This window comes from Mogibacterium timidum ATCC 33093 (assembly GCF_000525775.1).
GTDB classification, from domain to species: domain Bacteria; phylum Bacillota; class Clostridia; order Peptostreptococcales; family Anaerovoracaceae; genus Mogibacterium; species Mogibacterium timidum.
Genome location: NZ_JALU01000024.1, coordinates 109,117 through 129,961, shown reverse-complemented (window position 1 = coordinate 129,961; position 20,845 = coordinate 109,117). Strand labels below are relative to the sequence as shown.

Annotated in this window: 26 protein-coding genes; all 26 read left to right on the top strand. The window is 36.4% G+C overall.

Features of this window, described 5'->3' with window-relative positions:
* Positions 1 to 70 precede the first annotated feature (70 nt).
* Entirely contained in the window at positions 71 to 589 is a 519-nt protein-coding gene (locus HMPREF0581_RS06920) for a type III toxin-antitoxin system ToxN/AbiQ family toxin (RefSeq protein WP_036381732.1), read from the top strand.
* A 156-nt stretch (positions 590 to 745) separates the two neighbouring features.
* Positions 746 to 1,060: a hypothetical protein gene (locus tag HMPREF0581_RS06915; RefSeq protein WP_036381646.1), complete on the top strand. Its 315-nt coding sequence runs from the start codon at positions 746 to 748 to the stop codon at positions 1,058 to 1,060.
* Positions 1,060 to 1,482: a hypothetical protein gene (locus HMPREF0581_RS06910; protein WP_036381643.1), complete on the top strand. Its 423-nt coding sequence runs from the start codon at positions 1,060 to 1,062 to the stop codon at positions 1,480 to 1,482. Before HMPREF0581_RS06915 ends, HMPREF0581_RS06910 begins: the two co-directional genes overlap by 1 nt.
* Before the next feature lie 237 nt (positions 1,483 to 1,719).
* Positions 1,720 to 2,133 (top strand): hypothetical protein, encoded by a 414-nt coding sequence (locus HMPREF0581_RS06905; protein WP_036381640.1) that lies wholly within the window; start codon positions 1,720 to 1,722, stop codon positions 2,131 to 2,133.
* On the top strand, positions 2,133 to 2,411 hold the full coding sequence (locus tag HMPREF0581_RS06900) for a hypothetical protein (RefSeq protein WP_036381637.1): 279 nt from the start codon (positions 2,133 to 2,135) through the stop codon (positions 2,409 to 2,411). The genes HMPREF0581_RS06905 and HMPREF0581_RS06900 overlap by 1 nt, the downstream gene beginning before the upstream one ends.
* An 8-nt stretch (positions 2,412 to 2,419) precedes the next feature.
* On the top strand, positions 2,420 to 3,766 hold the full coding sequence (mobP2, locus tag HMPREF0581_RS08395) for a MobP2 family relaxase (protein WP_051426969.1): 1,347 nt from the start codon (positions 2,420 to 2,422) through the stop codon (positions 3,764 to 3,766).
* Between the two features lie 26 nt (positions 3,767 to 3,792).
* The gene (locus HMPREF0581_RS06890; RefSeq protein ID WP_036381634.1) at positions 3,793 to 4,860 is read left to right on the top strand and encodes an IS30 family transposase; all 1,068 of its coding nucleotides are present in this window, start codon (positions 3,793 to 3,795) and stop codon (positions 4,858 to 4,860) included.
* A gap of 560 nt (positions 4,861 to 5,420) precedes the next feature.
* Positions 5,421 to 5,774, top strand: coding sequence for a hypothetical protein (locus HMPREF0581_RS06885; protein ID WP_036381630.1), 354 nt, complete (start codon positions 5,421 to 5,423; stop codon positions 5,772 to 5,774).
* The gene (locus HMPREF0581_RS06880; protein WP_036381628.1) at positions 5,767 to 6,408 is read left to right on the top strand and encodes a phage replisome organizer N-terminal domain-containing protein; all 642 of its coding nucleotides are present in this window, start codon (positions 5,767 to 5,769) and stop codon (positions 6,406 to 6,408) included. The genes HMPREF0581_RS06885 and HMPREF0581_RS06880 overlap by 8 nt, the downstream gene beginning before the upstream one ends.
* A gap of 35 nt (positions 6,409 to 6,443) precedes the next feature.
* Entirely contained in the window at positions 6,444 to 6,857 is a 414-nt protein-coding gene (locus HMPREF0581_RS06875; RefSeq protein ID WP_036381624.1) for a hypothetical protein, read from the top strand.
* 2 nt (positions 6,858 to 6,859) lie between these two features.
* Positions 6,860 to 7,198 carry a hypothetical protein gene (locus HMPREF0581_RS06870; RefSeq protein WP_036381621.1) on the top strand — a complete coding sequence of 113 codons (339 nt, stop codon included), beginning with the start codon at positions 6,860 to 6,862 and terminating at the stop codon, positions 7,196 to 7,198.
* A gap of 125 nt (positions 7,199 to 7,323) precedes the next feature.
* The gene (locus tag HMPREF0581_RS06865) at positions 7,324 to 8,133 is read left to right on the top strand and encodes a ParA family protein (protein ID WP_036381618.1); all 810 of its coding nucleotides are present in this window, start codon (positions 7,324 to 7,326) and stop codon (positions 8,131 to 8,133) included.
* Positions 8,134 to 8,164: 31 nt separating this feature from the next.
* Positions 8,165 to 9,334 (top strand): ParB/RepB/Spo0J family partition protein, encoded by a 1,170-nt coding sequence (locus tag HMPREF0581_RS06860; RefSeq protein WP_036381615.1) that lies wholly within the window; start codon positions 8,165 to 8,167, stop codon positions 9,332 to 9,334.
* A gap of 27 nt (positions 9,335 to 9,361) precedes the next feature.
* Positions 9,362 to 9,985 carry a hypothetical protein gene (locus tag HMPREF0581_RS06855; protein ID WP_036381612.1) on the top strand — a complete coding sequence of 208 codons (624 nt, stop codon included), beginning with the start codon at positions 9,362 to 9,364 and terminating at the stop codon, positions 9,983 to 9,985.
* Positions 9,986 to 10,747: 762 nt separating this feature from the next.
* The gene (locus HMPREF0581_RS06850; protein ID WP_036381609.1) at positions 10,748 to 11,092 is read left to right on the top strand and encodes a hypothetical protein; all 345 of its coding nucleotides are present in this window, start codon (positions 10,748 to 10,750) and stop codon (positions 11,090 to 11,092) included.
* Positions 11,093 to 11,238: 146 nt separating this feature from the next.
* Positions 11,239 to 12,054: a plasmid recombination protein gene (locus HMPREF0581_RS06845; RefSeq protein ID WP_036381606.1), complete on the top strand. Its 816-nt coding sequence runs from the start codon at positions 11,239 to 11,241 to the stop codon at positions 12,052 to 12,054.
* Positions 12,055 to 12,157: 103 nt separating this feature from the next.
* Positions 12,158 to 13,018, top strand: coding sequence for a hypothetical protein (locus HMPREF0581_RS06840; RefSeq protein ID WP_036381603.1), 861 nt, complete (start codon positions 12,158 to 12,160; stop codon positions 13,016 to 13,018).
* Positions 13,019 to 13,230: 212 nt separating this feature from the next.
* Positions 13,231 to 16,335, top strand: a complete 3,105-nt coding sequence (locus HMPREF0581_RS06835) for a VaFE repeat-containing surface-anchored protein (RefSeq protein WP_036381600.1) — start codon at positions 13,231 to 13,233, stop codon at positions 16,333 to 16,335.
* A 60-nt stretch (positions 16,336 to 16,395) separates the two neighbouring features.
* Positions 16,396 to 17,364 (top strand): hypothetical protein, encoded by a 969-nt coding sequence (locus HMPREF0581_RS06830; RefSeq protein WP_036381597.1) that lies wholly within the window; start codon positions 16,396 to 16,398, stop codon positions 17,362 to 17,364.
* Positions 17,365 to 17,367: 3 nt separating this feature from the next.
* Complete coding sequence (locus tag HMPREF0581_RS08985; protein ID WP_276324513.1) at positions 17,368 to 17,493, top strand: hypothetical protein; 126 nt, start codon at positions 17,368 to 17,370, stop codon at positions 17,491 to 17,493.
* Positions 17,483 to 18,436, top strand: coding sequence for an ArdC family protein (locus HMPREF0581_RS06825; RefSeq protein ID WP_051426968.1), 954 nt, complete (start codon positions 17,483 to 17,485; stop codon positions 18,434 to 18,436). Before HMPREF0581_RS08985 ends, HMPREF0581_RS06825 begins: the two co-directional genes overlap by 11 nt.
* A gap of 15 nt (positions 18,437 to 18,451) precedes the next feature.
* The gene (locus HMPREF0581_RS06820) at positions 18,452 to 18,853 is read left to right on the top strand and encodes a hypothetical protein (RefSeq protein WP_036381594.1); all 402 of its coding nucleotides are present in this window, start codon (positions 18,452 to 18,454) and stop codon (positions 18,851 to 18,853) included.
* A 74-nt stretch (positions 18,854 to 18,927) separates the two neighbouring features.
* Positions 18,928 to 19,527: a DUF6036 family nucleotidyltransferase gene (locus HMPREF0581_RS06815; RefSeq protein ID WP_036381591.1), complete on the top strand. Its 600-nt coding sequence runs from the start codon at positions 18,928 to 18,930 to the stop codon at positions 19,525 to 19,527.
* 21 nt (positions 19,528 to 19,548) lie between these two features.
* The gene (locus tag HMPREF0581_RS08390) at positions 19,549 to 20,244 is read left to right on the top strand and encodes an LPD11 domain-containing protein (protein ID WP_051426967.1); all 696 of its coding nucleotides are present in this window, start codon (positions 19,549 to 19,551) and stop codon (positions 20,242 to 20,244) included.
* Positions 20,245 to 20,262: 18 nt separating this feature from the next.
* Positions 20,263 to 20,574 (top strand): hypothetical protein, encoded by a 312-nt coding sequence (locus tag HMPREF0581_RS06805; RefSeq protein ID WP_036381589.1) that lies wholly within the window; start codon positions 20,263 to 20,265, stop codon positions 20,572 to 20,574.
* A gap of 11 nt (positions 20,575 to 20,585) precedes the next feature.
* Entirely contained in the window at positions 20,586 to 20,810 is a 225-nt protein-coding gene (locus tag HMPREF0581_RS06800; protein ID WP_036381586.1) for a hypothetical protein, read from the top strand.
* Positions 20,811 to 20,845 lie beyond the last annotated feature (35 nt).

Genomic DNA, 20,845 nt, shown 5'->3' with positions numbered 1-20,845 from the left:
CCATAGAGAGGACAATTATCCTTCTTACTGGGATTAGCAAAACACGTTTTTTGTCCTATAAGCCTATAATGTGTCTCAGCAGTATTACAATTATGTACGCAGATATGATGATAAAGTACCGCATATGTCCGGGAATAAGGCAGATAGACCCTTTATTGGAATTGTGCTTGAAATTAATGATTCGCTATACTTTGCACCATTGACATCTCCTAAGATAAAGCATCTTCGCATGAGAAATAGTGTAGACTTTACTAAAATAGACGAAGGAAAACTTGGAGCAATCAATTTTAATAATATGCTTCCTGTTCCGGAAAGCGAGATTACAGAGGTAGAATTAAAAATAAACATTTTTGATTCTAAAAGCCTTAAAGCATATAAAACTTTGCTTGAGAAACAAAGAATATGGTGCAATGAACATAAGGAACATATTTATAAGAAAGCAGAGAAATTGTACAACTTAATTGATAATCCGGACAGAATTAAGATAAAAGAAAGATGTTGCAATTTTAGACTTCTTGAGCAAAAGTGCAGAGAATATGAAGCCGGATTAAGTCTTAAACAAGAGAAAGTTTTTGAGGACGAATTATAGGGGTTCGTAAGAGAGGGCTATCCCTCTCTTTTTTTATACTGTCATACATAATGTGTTAATTTGATTAGAAAAGAAGGGCTATCCCTTCTTTTTTATATATAAATGTTAATTAAGCAGGTAAATTTTTTCTTTTTTACTGGAAAGGGAGGTTTAAAAATGGAAATTACTAAAAAGCAAGAAGCAAGAGTTTTTGGCATTAAGGAAGCTGAAAATAGAAAGAACACAATTTGGGCAAATATTTCTACATACGAAGGGAAAACACAAGATGGTAAGTCTAAATATTCATCTTGGAATACTAATTTTGTAGGTGGAGCATATGAAAAAGCAAAAATGCTTCAGGAGAAAGATGTAATCATTCTTACAAAGGCAAAAATCGAAAACACATATGATAAAGAAAAAGAAAAGTTATATGTAAATCTTACAGTTTTTGATTTTGAAATGAAGGAGATTGAAGCAAAGGATGATGAATAATGTTTCTTACAGAAAAAGAACTTAAAGAAAAATTCTGGGAAAACTACAATTATTCAGGAAGGGCTTTAAGATACGAATTTGAAGCACCTATTAGAGAAGGTTGTGCAGATTTGGTAACAGTAGAAATGTTTCAAAATCAGGTGCAGTTTAACGCATTTGAATTTAAACTTTCAGATATACGAAAAGCCATTCTTCAGGCAAAAGAAAATTCAAAATTCGTACATAAATCTTGGATTGTGATTCCGTCGGAAAAAGAGGACTTAATATCCGGAAGGTATAAATCATATCTGAAAGAAATAAAATATGTTGGTGTAATTGTAGTGGAAGAAGGGGGCAGATGGAAAATGATACACAAACCCTTCTATAGAAAAAATATAAAAATTAACAACAGTATCCTGAAGTTAATGCTACTGGAAATCTAGTCTAAATTGGTGGGTGGGGAAGTGCTTCCCACCCTGTTTTATTTTTTCGCTGTGCGAAAAAATAAAGAGCATAAGGGAAAACTGATAGCACATTAGGTGCTACATTGGCAGTGCCAATGGTTTAGAGTGTTCGCACTTTTTGTGCGAGATGTGTCTTTGGTGTGCATAGATATAAAGGATTAACTTGATAATGCACACGATAGGCACATCAATATAAAGATTTTTTAGGAGATTTTTATGAGAAAACATTACGATTTATCCGATAAAACTATAGAAATAATACATGAGGTTATGGAAGAAACCGGACTAAAGTATGAGGTCGATGCAGTAACCTTTATGATTTATGACTATAAAAAAAGAGAAGAGACAAGGGAGAAAGTTGCAGATATTTTATCCGGGAAAATAAAGGAAGAACTAAAAAATGACCTAACAAGATTAAGGCTGGGAGTTCGTACCGCTGAACGAAACAGTATAATTCTAAAAGATATTGTAAATACGATGCTCTATGTAGATGACTATAGATATTTAATGCCAGCACAAGGGCGAGAAAAACATAAAGTTTTGATAGACGCTGAAAAACACCTTGAAGAAATTATAGCCAATGCAAAGCAGGTAAAAGACAATGAAAAAGCTGGGAAAGGACAAGAGTAATGAGTAAAACAGATATTTACATCAGGGATATAGATTCGGCGGTGAAGGCAAAACTTGAAACTATATCAAGACAAAAGGGAATTAGCCTGAATGTACTTGTAAAAACAATCCTTTCGGATTATGCAATTATGCCGGACATACGCTTAATGAATGACAAGTATGAAAATCTCTTTAAGGACATGACAGCTCTATATAACTACAGCCTAGAGAAAAATGAGGAAATCATATCTGAAAACACAGCACTACTTAGGACTATACTTGAGCTGATTAAGTCATAGGAGGGAATATGGCAAGCATAGTAGTTGTAACAAGGTTCTGTGAAGCTGACGGTAAAGCCTTTGGAGAATACATAAATTATATAGACAGAGATAATGCTACAAAGAAAAAGGAGTTGGATAAATACAATCTTTTTGGTGAGTACATAGGATATATGGAAAACGAGGAGAAGACAATAAGCAGGCATTACCATGAAGGAACTGAAAAAGTCAGCAGTTTGTTTACAAAAAATAACGATAATTTAAGCGAAGCAGAGCGAGATGAACTGAAGAAGATATTTTCTGTAGCTCAGCAGAACGGAAGTAATATGTGGCAAACTGTTATATCTTTTGAAAATAGCTATTTATCTGATATAGGGGTATATGACGGAGAGACTGGAGAACTAAATGAAAAAGTTCTAATGACAGCAGGAAGGAAAGCTATTTGTGCAATGCTTGAAAAAGAAGGACTTCAAAATGCAGTTTGGACAGCTTCGTTCCACTACAATACGGATAATATCCATATCCATGTTGCTACAGTAGAGCCAACTCCCATGAGAGAAAAGAAAGCTTTTCGTGAGTGGGAGAAGAATGAGGATGGAAAAATTAGGATGAGGGAGAATCCTAAAACAGGAAAACTTGAGCGTGTACCTAAACTTGATGTTAATGGGAATCAGGTCGTATCTGAAAGATATAAGGGGACATTCAGAAATAGCAGTATTAAAGAACTTAAGAGTGTTCTTGCAAATGAGCTTGATATGGACAAAGAAAGCACTATTGAAATAACAAATATGCTTAGGGGGATTGTTAATCACAAAAAAGATAAACAGCTTTTATCTAATCCTGAGTTTAGAGATAAATTACTAGAAATATACGAGTATGTTAAGGAAAGCGGTGTTGAGAGAAGATACTGGAACTATAACCAGAAAAACTTTGCAGATATAAAGCCGAAAATCGACGATTTAAGCGACTTTTTCATCAAAACCTACCGTAAGGATGATTTCGATAAAATGTCTGCTCTAATCGAAGAAAAAGAAGCGAAATACGCAAAGTTATATGGTGGGGAGAACTCATATAAAGAGAATAAATTATATGGCAAAAAAGATGGGTTATATACAAGACTTGGAAATGCCATCCTTAAGGAAGTACAAAATTATGATAGGTATTTGAATGGTGAAGAAAGCAAAACTATGACAACAGAACTTAACAAAAAAACTGAAAAAAGAAGCTTAGGAGAGGTTTTGAAAAATCGTCATGAATTTGAGAGAGGATTGCGAAGGCTAAGACGAAATATGCAGTATAATTATATGAACTGGAGAAATCGCATTGAACATGAAAAACTGGAAAGAGAGATAGAATCAAGAGGAATAGAGCTTTAGAAAGGAGTTTTTAGGCTTTTACTATCATGAAGAAGGAAAGGAAATACAAGCACCTATCTTATAACGACAGGCTTATAATTGAACGCATGTTACTTCAAAAGAAATTCTCAAAGAAGGATATTGCAGATGCTATAGGATGTTCCGTTAGAACAATTTACTATGAAATTAAGAGAGCTACATATGAGCATACTAATTCTGATCTAACTACTGAAGAAAGATACTGCCCTGAAGGAGCTGAGAAACGATATAGAGAATATCTTTCGCAGAAAGGCAGAGCACCATCTCTAAAGGACGCATCGAAGCTAAAAGACTACATAACATATATGATAAAGAAGCAGAAATATAGCCCTGAAGCAGTTCTTTTCACTATAGAGGAAGCAGGGCTTTCCTTTGATTTGAGAATAAAGTCTGTAAATACGATATATGAAGGTATACGGAGAGGTTACTTACCGGGAATATCACTTGAAGAACTGCCAAGACGAGGGAGAGCAAAAGAGCGGAGAAAATATGTAAAGGTTCAAAAGAGAGCAACAAAAGGTGTTTCTATAGAGAAAAGACCTAAAGTAGTGCAAAAAAGAAGTCAGTTCGGTGATTGGGAGATGGATAGTGTTGTGGGAAAGATAACAAACCGTAAGACCATTCTGGTATTAACTGAAAGAAAAACCCGTTTTGAAATTCTTGAGCCTATGAAAACACATACATCCGGAGAAGTAATTAAGGCGTTAAACCGCATAGAAAAACGATATGGAAGTAGTTTCTTTAAGATTTTTAGGTCTATAACTGTAGATAATGGTACAGAGTTTTCCGACAGCTATGGAATGGAAAAAGCTCTTTATAGGGTGGGGAAGCGGACAAATGTCTATTATTGCCATCCGTACAGCTCTCATGAGAGAGGGAGCAATGAAAATAATAACCTTTTAGTGCGGAGATTTTATCCCAAAGGAGCAGACTTTGATAAAATATTAAACAAGAAGCGTATCAAAGAAGTAGAAGAATGGATGAATTTCTATCCTAGAAGGATATTTGGCGGAAGATGTTCATATGACTTGTTTTGCAAGGAACTCCAGAAATTAGGATGTGAAAATGTAATCTGACTAAGTGAACAATAAAACAATAAAAAGAAAAATTTCTATCCAACGCTGGATTCATAAACAGTGCTTATTTTGATGTCATAAAAAACATATAGCAAGTGTGTTAATATTACGATACGAATTTATTACTTAAATCATACAATTATCTATTAGTCTTTTACAATTCTAATAGATATAACCGTTTTTTACACTATAATCTTACAATTATGATACAGTTTTTTATAAATGTATTGCCTTGTATTGCAACTATAAAAAATATTTTATATAAATGTGCAATTTACTGTTGACATTCATAGGTCATGTTAATGATGCTGAGTTATAGAATTAAGTTGCAAAAGGAATTGCGGCTTAATTCTTTTTTATTGGAATTTCAGTGTTTTTAGCAACTAGTCTATATGATAGTTAAAAAATGAAGTTCCCAAATGCCAAGTATAACGGACATTGTCCGCCCATATACTATTACTATTAAATATATACTATAAAGAAAGAGAATAATATATATAGTTACTATATATAAATAGAGCCGCAATCGTAATTAGATAGAGAAAAGCGAGGTGCGGTAAATGGAAAAAATTACAGAAACTAAAAGAGGAAGAAAAGTTCAGTGGACTATGGATGCAAGAGCTTATCTTCTTTTTTTGTTAAAAGAGAAAGGGCTAACCTTCCAAGAGACAGCAGATGAATTGGGGGTATCTAGACCTACTGTTATAGCAGAAGTAAGAAATGGTGTGAATAGAAATAATTTTGACAAAATAAATCGTGGTGCTGCTAATACGTATAATCCTTTAAGATCTATCGTTAATACAGCTATAAAAGGGATTGGTATAGATGGAGTTAAAGCTCTGTTGAATGCTACAGGAGAAGTAGAGAGCTTATTACAAGAATTTGTAAACGATAGTGGTGCAGAAGATGAGTAGTTCAAATATTATTAACTGGTACGTCAAATTGGTCTGCGACTTCTTTGATGATATACAGATTAAAAATGTGAGAGACAGTGCTTCTGGTGAACACGGTTACGTAAGAGTTGTCATACTTTTGGAACTCATCGCTAAAGCGGGCGTAACGGGTGGAGTGATTAGGCTAGATGATTGTGAACCATATAGTGTTCCTACTAGACTAGGAAGAATACTTGGAGAAGATGATAAGAATATGTCTGATGCTCTAAATTATTTTAAAGATAGTGAGTTCATTGAAATTATATATGGTAATTCTGTGGTAGAAATACACGTTCCATATGCTAAAGAGAATACTAGATCTATAAAGGAAGATTCGGTCAGAAGACAGGAAAGAAGGTTAAAACAAAGATCCATGCTGCTTGAAGATGGAGAAAATACCACTAAAGCTTATGGGTATTACAAAAATATCTTTTTGACTGATAGTGAATATCAGACCTTACAACAACATGAAAAATGGAATGCAGCCATAGATAGAGCAAGTTTAAGGAAACAGTTAAATAAAACAGCATTTTCAGATGAATTTTCATCGGATATGGCAGCATGTACACATTATTTGCAAGAAAACAAAAGCGATAGCGGTACATATTATATTTAAGTAAGTCATATAGAAAAGGAAGGAGGAAACAATAGATGGAATTGTCAAAAGAAATGTATGAGCTGGTGGTTCAGTACATTAAGACATATTACAGATATCGATCCTTGTATGAAATGTATGCTTACGATGTAGCTAGTATACCTGGGATAACGTATGACAAAGAGAGAGTAGATACAACTGTTACCAGCTACGATACAAAACTCGTTTGCTTAGCGGAAACTAGTAGTTGTATATCAGCTGCATTCAAACCGGTAGAAGATGCGTTAAAGAAAGTTCCAGAGCATAGCAAGATAAATCTATTAAAACTATGTTCAGGAAGAGCAGTCCCACATATAGCAGATTTATACGATATGAAAAATGAGCTGATAACGGAAGTAGCAAATAATCTATTTAGTAAGGAGTTTTTATACGTAGATGCAAAATATTTAAGTAAGTATAGGAAAGCATAGAAATGAATAATCGAGAATATATGAATCACCTGGTTAAGGAAGCCAGACTATATTTAAAAGGATATCCGCTATATAAAGAAGCGGTACGTAATATTGAGAAACATTCCTCTGGTTTTGAACTAGAGAATAATGTTAAATATCAACTATTAAAAGAAAAAATTCAGTTAATAAATGAATCTTTTGATATAGCTGTATCAGATGAATTTAAAGTTAAAGCTTGGGATCATTTTTACTACGGATTACCGCTTGAATCACATGAAGAAGCAAGATACAGGAAAGAATTAGCTTTTTGGATAAGAACACTAATAGAAATAGCGGAGCTAGATATTTTTACAAAGTAAAAGTCGTTTCCGAAATCAATCAGAAACGACCTTTACATATAAAGCAATATCCTGCACTTCAAGAAATGCGGATAAATGGATTATAAAGCAATATTTGCTAAATATCAAGGAAGGTAAGAAAAGAAATGAATACACAAGTGATATCAATAATTAATTTTAAAGGTGGCGTTGGTAAATCGACCATTACATTTAATCTGGGAGCTGAACTTGCTCAAAAAGGTTATGCAGTTTTATTAATAGACTTTGATGGACAGGGAAACCTTTCAAAGTTTGCAGGGATAGAGAAAATATATGATGGAACAGAATTTAATATAGTATCCAAACTCAATGAAATTGTAATAGGAGATATTTCAGATGACGATCCGATTTACAAACTCTGTTTTGATGGGAAGCTAGAACTAGATATTATCCCTTGCAATATAATAAAAGAGGAATGGATGAACAGAGCCTTATCTGAAATGGCGAGAGAAACGATACTTAAGAGATACATAGATGTTATAAAAGATAAATACAACTATGACTATATATTAATTGACAATGCTCCGTCCATAAACCTAGACTTTCAGAATGCATTAGTAGCCAGTGATAGATATCTGGTAGTTACGCAAGCAGAAAGTGCAAGCATGGACGGCATGGATACAATTTTTAATATTATTCAACAGATAAAAACATACTTTAATCCAGAGCTTAGAAGTGCAGGAATTGTCATTAATCAGATAGAGGAACGAACAAATGTACATGCTATGATGCGTGAGTTTATAAAGGATAGATGGCAGGAATTTTATATATTTGATGTAGCAATACCTAAATCAATAGTTGTTGCGGAATCTGAACTTTTGAATAAGCCTGTCTGCGTGTATAAACCATTGTCTAAAGTAGGGATAGCTTTTTCTTCTTTTGCAGCCGAGCTTGAGAAGATTGATATTCTGAATTAATGATTATGAATAATCTAGGAAGGAGAACAAAATGAGCTTAACAATGAGTAAAGAGGAAATTAGGAAACACATGGAGCATAATCGTCCGATTATGGAAGGAGAGCGTGGCTCTATAGTAGATAACTATAGTCAGCTTATGACTAATATAGACAAGGATGAGATACTTAGAGCAAGGGATAATGGTGACAAGATAGAACAGCAACTGGCAGAGAAGAACAAACAAAAGATTGTAAACTTAAAGCTAGAAGATTTATCCGATTCTCCAAACAACGTATTTAAAGAATACGATGAAAAGAAAAAGAAAGAGATGGTGGACTCTATCAATGAACATGGAGTTCTGGAAGCAATATTCGTGCGTCCTGTAGCTTGCATAGAGGATGAGAAGTTAAAGAGATATGTAACCGGTAAATATGAGATATTGGCAGGTCATAACAGAGTTACTTGTGCAAGAGAAGCAGGTCTTACGGAGATACCGGCTATCATAGTTGAAGCAGATGATTCCACCGCAGTAGTATTTATAACTCAAACCAACATCCAGAGAGAACATATAAGTGATGTTGAAAGAGCCAGAGCAATGCGCCTTATGTATGATAAGTACAAGAAGGACAAAGGCGGTAATGATAAGGTTGTAAAAGGACAAATGGCAAAAGCTGAAACCGTTGAAAATACTGAAGTTTTACCAAAGTGTCAAAATGACACTTTGGATACTGGTAGAACAGATGAAATGATAGCGGAAGAGTTTGGAGTAAGCCAGAAGACACTTCATAGGAAAATGGCATTAGCATATTGTACAGATAAGATTGTTAAATACTATGAAGCCGGACGTGGGAGAACTAACCTCACACAGGAACACATTTACTATATCCACAGAATGAACGAAGGTACTCAGGACTGTATTCCGGATATGCTGAAAGCTGTTGGAGCTAAGATGACCACGGCAAAGGCAAAACAGCTGAGGGATGAATATGCAAGGTGGCATGCAGAAGAGCAACCAGGAGAGGGTATCTCTTTTCCAAGAAAAAGGATGCGAGAGATATTTCAGGAAAATCTAGGTGAAGAAGAATTAAAGCCAAAAAGAAAGAGGAGCAGCACAAAGGATATGAGATATTTCATTCCAGACAAGTACTTCCCAGTAGAGATAAAAACCGCCAGTGAAAGAGAAAAATATATTATAGATATTCTCGAAAAAATGAATGGCTAATATCTTACATAAGAGAGGTTAAAGGATATGAAATATAGTAACGAAAACTGCATTTTAGATTCGGTATTAGTAACTGCACCTGTTATAATTGGAGCTGTAATAGGCGAATATATTATATATAAGGATGGTGGATATATGAATACAAGTATAGTTGTTGCTTTAATTGGTGTAGCTGGAGCAGTTATCGGCAATATTTTTATTCTGTTAAGAGATAGGAATGCTATAAGTCGTATTGATTCTAAAAGTAGTGAAATAGAACCAGTAACAAAAACAATAAAAGAAAAAACAGATAAAATTAGCGACTATACAGTAGAGAAGATTTACCCAGATATGAAATCAATGCATGTTAATCAGGAAAAAGTTGCTAAGCTTGTTGGAGATATTCACGAAGATGTAAGGTATAGGCAGCGACTAAATAAAGAATATGCTGGAAGCTTATCTAAAGATATTATGGTTACTGGTATAGAAGATGTGTATAGTGAGAATGCAAATCTGGTAGACAGGGTACGTGAACTTGAAAGCTTTAACAATAATCTGAAAGTGCAGCTTGAAATTAAAGAAGAAGAAATCAGAAAACTAAAGAAGTACAATATTAAGCTTGAGAACAGCATGAATAAATACAGGGAGAAGGATCACGATGTAGAAATATAAGGAATAAAATCATCTGCAAGATTTTTGTAAACAAATTTTTTAAAAAAATATAAATTTTTGTTTACAAAAAATGACCCAAAATACGACAGTTACTTGTGTTAATATGATAGTGTCCAAAAAGTGAATAAAGAAATAGTTTAGGCAGTCCAAAGCGGCTGCCTTTTTATATGCAGAAAGACAGTTTCTGCGTTGCTTAGCATGGAGACATCCAGGCTAAGCATAGATAATCCCTGATATTTTGGGGATTATCCAATATGACAAAGCCTACTCCCTTATGAAAATAAGGGGGTGGGCGAATTTGTCATACAAGATATGGCAATCTTGCCCACCTTGCGGTGTTCAATCTAGCCATATCCGACCTGCGGTCGCTCCGAGACAGTCGGAGTTGCAAGCGAGGGGCTTCACCCCTTACTTGACTAATCCCCGATGCTGCATGAACAAGTTCATGCAGTAGTGCCGCCGACAAGCCGAGCGGCACAGCAAAATCTCTGACGAGATTTTGAATGAAAGGAAACACTTCGTGTTTCCCACAGAATCCATACGAGTAATGTTTAGATTCTAATCTTCATGTTCTCTGTGCTGCAATTTTACGCGTTATACAGCTCCAGCTAGTGGCAAGCGGTTGTAAAAAGCTATGCTTTTTCTCCACCGTCTAGTAAGACCACTTGCTTTTAGCTTTATATACCGCTTCTTTGCCAGCTAACAGAAAACAACAAAACTTGTTCACCGAGAGGGGAGCGAGTAATTGAAAGGAGTTTTAAGATGCTAAGCAACGTATTGGAGAAATTTGTTCCATTCCTCTATAACGAGGATGTGGATTTAGATAATCCACAAGGGGATATAATGATTGAGTTTTGGACGGATACAGCAGGACAGGATGTTGTTATAGAGCTTGATGGAATTTGTGGAAGGCACGATTTATATAAAAAGCTTTATGATTGGTGGGATAGCTATGATGCGGAAGAAGAATTTGAACTTTGGTATCCAATGCATGGCAAAAGGGGTGTTCCAGATTCTCCATACACATTACTTCAGGATTTAGAAGAAGTAGGGAGAACAGTATATGAACTACTGGATGATATCAAGCGTGAAATATATCAAGGTTAGGGAATGGGCGAAAAGCCCATTCCAGCGCTATAGAGACGAGATAGGAGCGTGAATATGAACGTGAATACGACTTAAAAGAAAACTAATATTTAGAAAAAGTGTATGTTATAGCTAAAGGTAATTAGCTGTTGAGGGAAGGTGGATATATGGGAGCAGTTACCAAATTTAAAAGTGAAGCCAGGAATAATCAGTTTAGACATGTACTTAGGAAGAATTCAGGATACAAGAACGCAGATATTGATACAGATAAATCGCATCTTAACTATACCCTTGAGCCAGAAAGAAAAGAAGCTCCGGAGCAGTATCTTAAAAAACGTTTGTCTGAAGTACATGTTATGAACAGGGCAGATGTAAACGAAATGGCTGGTTGGATTATTACTGCTCCGGCAGATATTAAGCCAGAAATAGAGAAAGATTTCTTTAAGGCTTGTTATGAATTTGTGGCGGATAGGTATGGCGGTGAAAAGAATATAGTCACTGCTGCGGTGCATAAGGATGAATCCGGAGAACCGCACATGCATATTCTATTTACACCAATTACGGAATACATTCCAAGCAAGAATCTTGTCAATGTTGTTAGGTACTATAAAGAACATGGTAGAGATGTATCTGTATCTCAGGCAGCGAGAGATATAGGTTGTTCGAGAAAGACTGTTAGAAGGTACAGAGATAAGGCGGAAGCAGATATTAAATATGAGAAGCTTTCCTATGACAGCGTGCTCACAAGAAAAGACCTTGTAACTTTTCATCCGGATTTACAGAAATATCTGGATAAACAGGGAATAGATGCAAAAGTGCATACAGGTATCACTAAGAAGAATGGCGGCAACATGACTGTTAAACAACTCAAGATGCAGCGTGACTACCTTATAGAGCATGGAACAGATATTAGTTCTGTTGTGGAACATATTACAGATATGAACACAGAACCTGTAACGGTTGAAAATGAAATAGAGATTTAGGTTATAAGAGGAGCATGCGATTTGTAGAAAGAATATGGATAAAAATAAAGAATCGTTGTACTATATAATCAATTATAGCATCAGCTAGAAAGAGAGAAGGAACATGAAAGCGAAAAAATATAGACTAATAACAATAATATCAATGCTATTAGTTTTGGGAATAGCATTAACAGGCTGCGGAAAATCCGTAAAAGATGAAGCTTTAGATAAAGTAAAGGCTGTAGATTTAAAGGCATATATGCAAGAGGATAGGGATGCTGTAAAGGACTTTAAGGCAGAATATGAGAAGGATTTAAAGAAGGCAAAGGATGATAAAGCTGCGGAAAAGGTTATGAAGCAGTTTAAGAAAGACCTCAAGACCTTTGCCACAAAGAAGGAAAAGATAGATACCTATACAAAGCTTGTAAAAGAGCAGATTAAAGCTCTTCCTGAAGATAAACAGAAGGAAGCGAATAAGGTGTTGAACAGCTACAAGGAGAAGCTTAAGAAGCTGGATAGCAATAAAGACTTTGATGCTTTAACAACTGAGATAAACGGTAAGATTACCGAGGTATCAGGAACAACCGTTGAGGTTACGTCATCGCAAGTGGAGACGTCTACACCGGCAGCAAAGCAAGTGGTTAAACAGCAAACACAATCAGCTAAAAGTGGCAATAACGCAACTAAAGCAAGCTCAAGAGCTGGCAATACAAGTACACCGCCAAGCAAGGCAAAGCAGCGTGTATGGGTAGTAGATAAGCCAGCTTGGACGGAGACGAAGTACAGGACTGAAACATATCAGTACACCGTGTATAGAACATCAGACGGTAAGGAGTTTGCTACTTATGCACAGGCTTATGCTTATTATGAGAAAATGGGAGACGAAGGATATCCTATCAATTTCGGAGCAGTAACAAAAACAGGAACAAGACAAGTTCCATATCCGGTAAGTCATCCGGAGCAGGGACACTGGGAATATAGATAGCAGATTAAGGAGCAGCAATGCTCCTTTTTTAGTGCGCTATTTATATATAGATGTATGAGATAAGAGAGGAGAGTAATTAGTTATGATTTGGACTTAATATTTAAATTATTGGAAGAATGAAGTTCTTTGTGAGTGCATTGTGCACTCTTTTTATTTGCAAGTAAAAAGATATTAAATGTTAAATCTACGTATTCAAGGAAAGGAGAATCCTATTGAAAAGGTTTAAGAAATTGTCGTCAATTATGGGAATCTTGATGACAATAATTATGATAGCTCCCGGTGCAGTATCTTTTGCAGAGACTATACCAGATGCAGAAAGTAATAGTGCAGATACTGTAATAAATGAGAATAAGTCCGCTGAAGAAACTAAAGCCACTGGTAATTTAGAAAGTCAAGCTGTGGAAGCTTCAGCAACTTCTAATTCGGATGCTGCTAAAGGTGATGAGAATAAAGATGGATCAGTTACCGTTAATCTAACAGATAAGGGTAATGGATCTTTTAATGCTAAGTTGAAAAATGCAGCAGATGAAACTACAAAAGAAGTATATGCAGGAAAAACAGCTACACTAAAGGCTACTGTAGGAGATGAGATTGAGCTATCTACGTATGCCCTGGATGGAAACAAGACTAATATAAATGCAAAAGATGCGGAGGTAACCCAGCAAATCGCATATGGGGATAACTGTAAGCTTGTATATATTAAGATTACAGGAGCTAACCCTAGTGTAGATATTAGCTTTACAGGCGGAGAGAGCTTAGGAAGTTCAACACAGGTGCAAGCAAGGATGATGCGTGGTGTTAGCTTATTCAGAGCACCGGCATCGAGCATGAGTGCATATGTGAAGCTTGATAAATACCAATATGGGTATAATTCAAGCGGTAGAAGATATTACCCTAATAAGTATGGACTGTTTACATCTGGGACATCTGGAGTATACGGTGGAGCAATCTATTGTGCAGAACATGATCGTACACCAACTACAGGAAGCATGACAGGATATACAGTAAGTGATAGCACTTTACGGAAGATACTTTATTACGGTTATAAAGGTCCGGCTCAGTGGAGCGGTTTTTCCAGCCCGTCATACAATAGCCAATATAAAGTTTGGGGGAGTAACACAAATAGAACCGAAATAGCCGGTACTGTTATAACCTCACAGGCATTATCTAATAGATTTAATGCTTTAGGCGGTAGAGGCACCGCTACTAATCCTGCCGGATTAAACGCATTTATGTCTTATGTAAATTCGCAGCCTGATCCTTCTGCATATACTGTATATAAGGCTACTGCTTCTGGACAGGATATGATGTGGGGTGTATATAATCCAAAAGGCAAATTGCAGCTTGTGAAGGAAGTTAAGAATAACAAGACCTTAACTGAACAGTGCAAGAATATGTACAGTCTTGCTGGAGCTGAATATTATGTTTCAAAGAACCGTGACGGATCTGGTTATGTTGGAATGTTTACTACTAAAGAAGATGGTTCTACAGATCCAATAGAACTGGATGCCGGCAGATACTATGTAAAAGAGGTCAAAGCTCCTAATGGATACGGATTAGATACAGAAATTTACACGGTTGATGTAACATCCGGAAATACCTCATGGGTAGTATCTAAAGATGAACCGCTGTTTGATCCTATTAGTATTTTGCTTGAAAAAACATCTGATGGAAGTGGGTATCTAAATCCAAATGCAGATATGTCAAATGCTGAATTTACAATCAAATATTATGATGCAATAGCTAATGATGTATCTGGATTGACACCAGTTAGAACTTGGAAACTTAAAACGATTAGATCAAACAATGGAAAATTCCTTGCACAGTTGCGTGACAAGTATGCTTTAGGGGGTAGCGACGAATTTTTTAAAGATGAACATGGAGCTATTGTCATCCCAAGAGGAACTATCACCGTTCAGGAAACTAAAGCTCCTAAAGGGTACAAGGTCGATTCTAAAACTTACACATATAAGATTGATAAAGATACCAATGATTTGTTGATGAAACTGAATTTTGGCAATACCCCGGAGCAACCCAACCAGCCACTAGTGCCTAAGATTGGCACTACTGCTATGGATGCTGCCACAACAGATAATGTTGGATCAAATGGTAAGAAAATTAAGATTATAGATACTGTTAGATATAAGGAGCTGTCTGAGGGTGAAACATATACCATTAAGGGCAAGCTCATGGATAAGGCTACAGGGCAGCCACTGCTAGTTAAGGGCAAGGAAATAACTGCTGAAAAAACATTTACTGTAACAAAGAATAACTCTACCATTACCGGAGACGGTGCAAGTGGTAGCGTTGACCTGGAATACGAGGTAGACAGCACTGTACTTGCCGGCAAGACAACTGTTGTCTTTGAATATCTATATTATGATGGCAAGGAAATTGCTACCCATGCAGATATAGATGCTCAAAGACAGTCTGTACATTTCCCAAAAGTTGGCACAACTGCTAAATCGAGAGAAACAAATAGCAACCTGGGTATGCCACGTGCTAATGAAACTATTGTAGATACCGTTAAGTATGAGAATCTTGTTGTTGGCAAGGTTTACACGGTTAAGGGTAAGTTGATGGATAAGGCTACAAAGCAGCCAATAAAAGATGAAAATGGAAATGAAATCACAGCATCTAAAACCTTTACTGCTACATCAAAGAGTGGAAGTGTGGATCTTGAATACACCTACAACTCACTTAATAGACAGGGTAAGGCAACTGTTGTCTTTGAAGATATGTATCATAATGACAAATTAGTTGCTACTCACAGCGATATAACCGACATCAATCAGACTATTGACTATCCAAATATTCATACAAAAGCAGATGTAAAGCAGATTGGAAAGCTTAAAGACGGTAATATCACTATAGTGGATAAAGTGTTCTACAAAAACCTAACTATTGGCAAGGTGTACACAGTTAAGGGTAAGCTGATGGATAAGGCTACAGGACAGCCGCTTCTTGTCAATGGTAGAGAAGTTACTGCTGAAAAAACATTTACTGCTACACGTAATACTGGCAGCATTGAAGTGGAGTTTGCACTTCCAGCAAAGGTTCTTCAGGGTAAAACAACTGTTGTCTTTGAAGATATGTATAATGATGGTGTTAAGATTGCTACACATAGTGATATAACAGACCGTAACCAGACGGTATCTATAGGTAGACTGGATGTCAGATATCCATATGGCGGTCACGGTCTAGTTAAAACAGGTGATCCTCTTGCACTGGGATTGGCATTAATGGTATTTGGATTATCATCAATGCTTTTGGTAGTTACAATTAGAGCTAAGAAAAGAGCAAGAGAGCTTGAATAACTAATATATTTAAGGGGTGTTTCGGCATCCCTTTTATCTTGTAGAAAGGATAGTTTGAGAATGAAATCAAAAGCAAATAAGATAGTTTCCTTATTTTTTGCATTGATTATGGTTTTTGTAAGTACAGCATTAAGCTATGCGGCAAACACGGATATTACAAAAACCGATATCTTTTATAGCAAAACAAAAGATTATAACTATGCAGCAGATAAGGAAATAAGGCAAAACGGCAAAACATACAAGCTTAAGAATATAAAGTATGAGCTTGTAGCAGATAAGGGAGCTGAAATAAAGAATGTTAAGCTGGAGAATTTAACCGAAGAAAAAGCTCCGGGAACAAAGAATTTCAAGGTAAAAGGTAAGAAAGTTGCTTTTATTTTAGATAAAGACAACACCAAGTTTGAGAAAAATAAGAAAGAGGGTATCTACGTATATTCAGCTAGAGACCCTAAAAATTTCAAAGCAGATCAGACTAGAGCGGTCAAGGATAAAGAAGGTAACACCTTTACCGGTACTCTCGAATCCGTATCTAAAGGGGCTGTTTACAGAAAACCTATAACAATAGATGGTGAATTTAGGGGAGATGTTGGAGCGCAGTATTTCTACTTTGCCAACACCGGCACGCTATGGCCTTATAATGCAAGCGCACCGGTATGGAATGGTTACCAGGCAGACATACTAAATTATCTGAATCTTGATGCAAGTGCATATAGAATTACCAGCGGCAGCTGGACTGGATCCAGAGTTAGTGGAAATACATTAATCAGAACCGCTAGGTTTACAGGAACATCTAATGTTTGCGATTATACCGCAACATATGTAGATGGAACAGATGGGGATGGATATACCGCAAATGCAGTTTATCTAAGTCCTTATAAGGTAAAAGCAATTGCTACATATGAGCAGGCTGGATTAACAACAATGCAGAAAGTTCTGATTGGGGCAGGAATACTGGTTCTTGCTATAGCAATTGCTTTAATTCTGTATTTCCTCAAAAGAAAGAAAAGAGAGGAAGAGGAAGGAGTGTAAAACATGACACTTTCAGATGACACAAAGAGGTTAATTCGAGAATACGAGATTGAAGAAGGCATCACAGTTTTTGTTGATGATGAGAACCTTTCTCCGGATGATTTAGAAGGAGATGAAGATGGCAAGTAATCAGACCAAAGAGTTTAGAAAGTCAGTAGCGGACATGTTTGTAAAAGGACTTTCTGAAGAAGGCTTAAACTGGAAGCGTGGATGGGTTACTGCCGGAGCTATGAGAAACGCTAATACAAATAGTCCATATAAAGGACTAAACAAATTCTACCTTAGCATGATTTCTGTGGTTAGAGGGTATGCAGACCCTAGATGGATGACATTTAAGCAAATTAAAGATGCCGACTATCACCTGGAAAAAGGTTCGAAAGGTGCAAAGGTTGAATACTGGTTTCCTTACGACCTAAAAGAAAAGAAGGGTATATCTTTTAAGGAAAGAGATAGACTCATTGCTGAAGGAGAACGTAAACCCGATGACTTCTCGTTGACTGCAAGATATTACACCGTTTTCAACGGAGATAATATTAATGGAATCCCGGAACTTGAACTCCCTAAAAATGAGATAGAGCCTAGTAAGGTTCTGGAGCAAATCTCTAAAGGGATGAATGTGGAAATTCATAATGATGGTGAAGACAGGGCTTTTTACAGACCTAGTACAGATGATATACATATGCCGCTTCCTGAAGTCTTTGATAGTGACACTGAGTATAACGCTACAGCATTTCATGAACTAGGTCACGCAACAGGGCATGAATCTAGACTTAGTAGAGATATGAGCGGATTTTTTGGTTCACCTGATTATGCAAAGGAAGAACTTGTAGCAGAAATTACATCTGCATTCATGGCTGAAACAACAGGGATTTCCATAGAAGATATGAACATGGATAATCATAAAGCATACGTAAACAGTTGGATTGAATCTATTAAGGATGATCCGGAAGTTCTCATGAAAGCAATTTCACAGGCAAATGATGCTGCGGATTATATGCAGCAGTTTGTTTGTGAGGTGACCTTTGAACAGGAAAATGTTACAATAGAGCGAGATGGAGAAATTGAGTTTTAAAGAAGAGGAGCAGCTATGATACTTCCACCATATATCATCGAGACGAAAAACTATATGAAAGAAATAGACGAGACAGATAGATATACTGCATACGGTAACTTCCTAGATAGGTTTAGAGAACTGGATAGAGAAGATGGCGGAAGAGAGATGCAGGAGTATATCATTAAGGATAAGCCGTTAAACGGTACAATGAAACCAATTGAGCTTTCGGTTATAGCAGCTTCTGTTGAAGTTCTGGCAAAAGAAAGGAATATTACTGTTCCTAACTGGGTGTATGACAGTAACTGCTTCCTGGATGAGGAATACTATGCAGGTGCTAAGATACCTGAATACAGGAAGTTACTTAAAGATACGGCTATACCAGAGTTTAAGAAGAGGAAGCTATTCCTTGGAGATAACTGCATGAGCAGGGCATAGCATTTACAATTCAATAGACAGTAGCACAGGACGGGAAACCGTCCTTTTTTAGTGCAACAAGAAAGGGAAAGCATATGGAAAAGAAGGAACTTACAGACAAAGATATCTTAAATCTGCTGTCTGAAGTAAATGACAAGTTACATGAACGGGGTAAATCCGCAAGTATACTTCTCTCCGGCGGTGCCTCAATGTCTCTTCTTTTTAGTAGAGATAGGGTCACTCAAGATGTAGATGCTGTGCTTCTTAGCAGTGATAGAAGCGAATTTAGAAATGTAGTTTCAGAAGTTGGAACGGAAAACGGATTAAAAGAAGATTGGCTAAACGATGCTGTAAAAGGGTATATAGACTTTAATTGGCAAAGAGAATTTATACCTATAGGATTATCTAATCTTACGGTTTACTCAGTGCCAGCAGATAAGCTGCTTGCCATGAAATTGAGTTCGGGAAGATCATATAGCAAAGATAGAGAGGATGCTATTGAGCTTATGAAACACCTTGATATAAGAAGTCAAAAAGAAGCCCTGGAGATATTAGAAGATGCAGTGCCAGAGCAGCTTTTAACAGCCAAAACAAGGTATTTTACACTGGAAACTTTTAATGAATATTCTGAAAGATACCATATTGAAGAACCTGGACTGGAACATAAGAATGAAGAAATGGAGATAGAATTTTAACTTAAGAAAGGAGTAATACGAATGATTGATTTAGATGAAAATAGAATGGAATTTAAGTACAGGATGCTTGGAAGGCTACAACAAGACTGTGAATATTACCTGGGTAATGGCGGAAGAGATGCGAATCATGCCCTATATTATCACGATGAAGTTAGGCATATAGAAGAGATGAAAAAACTGTATGATGAACTTCCAGAAATACCAGAGTGGCTACCACCGGAGAAGCTAAAGGAGTATGAAGAACAGTTATTAGGATACAAAGAAGAAGCAAAACTGCCAACAGAAGATATAGAAAATGTCAATGAAAAGCAGCAGAAAGCCTCATCTGGTGAATATGTAAGAATAAAAGTGTATAAGGAATATCTTAATAGAGGAATAGACCCATCTAACGACAGGGAATATAACGCTCTCAAGATGCCAAAGGGAGTAGTGGTTGGAGATATGGATTTATCTGGAGCAACCATTTTTCCGAAACTTGTATATGAGGACAAATTCAATTCAAATATGGTAGTTGCACAATATGACAGGAACTACCTAAAAGACAATGCTGTAAATGTCTCCATATATGACCGTGAGAAGAAGGATTTTGAATCTATTAGGATAGATATAGACGAGCTTAAGAAAGCGGTGGATGCAGCCAATTATGAATACATGGAATCTAAGAAAAGAGAACATCAGACTTGCCCCAAAGAGTATACAGAAGAAATAACGTACTAAAAGTTAGTAGAAACAAAAATGAGTAAGCTAAATAAGAAAATAGAAAAGTTCGCAGAAGAACAAGGCGTGTGCATTATGGGTCACTACGATAGAGACCAGTACAGCAAAAAACACGCTGATAGAGAGGTAAAATACTACACGGTTACATCAGAGCGTGGAGTATTTCTAGGAAGTATTCAGCCAAATTGTTCTTATGAACAGTTTCTGACAAGAATAGCCTTGAAGGCTATCTACGAGGCTGAAAGACTCTCCGAACTAGTAAACGAGATGGAAGAAGAAAATTATTATAGAGAGTTATGTGAAGATACTCTCGAAGAAGAACTTAAATAAAGGAGAAAATAATGAACGGATTAATCAATGGAATATATAATCTTTGCTCAGCACTACAGCCACTTGCTGGAGCTATACTTGTACTAATGATAATTATAGGTGGAATCAGCACTATGGTAGATGGAGCTGAAGGAAGAGGAAGGTTTAAGTCGCATATAACATATACCCTTATAGGTGCTGCATTAGCTTTTGGAGCAGCATCACTAGGTAAAGTTGTAATGGGATGGTTCATGTAAATATCAGAGGACGGGCGGCAATTTTGTCGCCCTTT